This window comes from Vibrio sp. 1249-1 (genome assembly GCF_033340495.1).
The window spans coordinates 1-687 of the sequence record NZ_JAWOWJ010000578.1 but is presented as its reverse complement, the minus strand read 5'-3'; the positions used below and the strand labels follow the sequence as shown (position 1 = coordinate 687).

The window sequence follows — 687 nt, the reverse complement described above, 5'->3', positions numbered from 1 at the left end:
CGCTCCTTCAAGAGTACGCTGGTCGCCCAACGGCACTGACTCTGACTCGTAACCTAACCAAAGGCACAAAAACAAAATTGTACCTAAAACGTGAAGATCTGCTTCACGGCGGCGCACACAAAACCAACCAAGTACTTGGTCAGGCGCTACTTGCGAAGCGCATGGGTAAACACGAAATCATCGCAGAAACAGGCGCAGGTCAACACGGTGTAGCAACTGCACTTGCGTGTGCACTACTTGGCCTCAAGTGTCGAGTTTACATGGGTGCAAAAGACGTTGAACGTCAAAGCCCGAACGTGTTCCGCATGAAACTGATGGGTGCAGAAGTAATTCCTGTCCATTCAGGCTCAGCAACACTTAAAGATGCTTGTAATGAAGCGCTGCGTGATTGGTCAGGCAGCTACGAAGACGCACACTACCTTCTCGGTACAGCAGCAGGCCCTCACCCATTCCCAACTATTGTACGTGAGTTCCAACGTATGATTGGTGAAGAAACTAAAAACCAAATTCTGGCGCGTGAAGGTCGCCTACCGGATGCTGTTATCGCCTGTGTGGGTGGTGGCTCAAACGCGATTGGTATGTTTGCAGATTTTATCGAAGAAGAAAGCGTTCGCCTGATTGGCGTGGAGCCAGCAGGTAAAGGCATCGATACGGATCAACACGGTGCGCCACTTAAGCATGGTAAAA

1 protein-coding gene is annotated in these 687 nt (G+C 50.2%); it reads left to right on the top strand.

The window, feature by feature from the left end; translation table 11 throughout:
* Positions 1-687 (top strand): tryptophan synthase subunit beta (gene trpB / locus R7Z50_RS27725; RefSeq protein ID WP_318149785.1); only part of this gene is annotated, 687 nt, incomplete at both ends.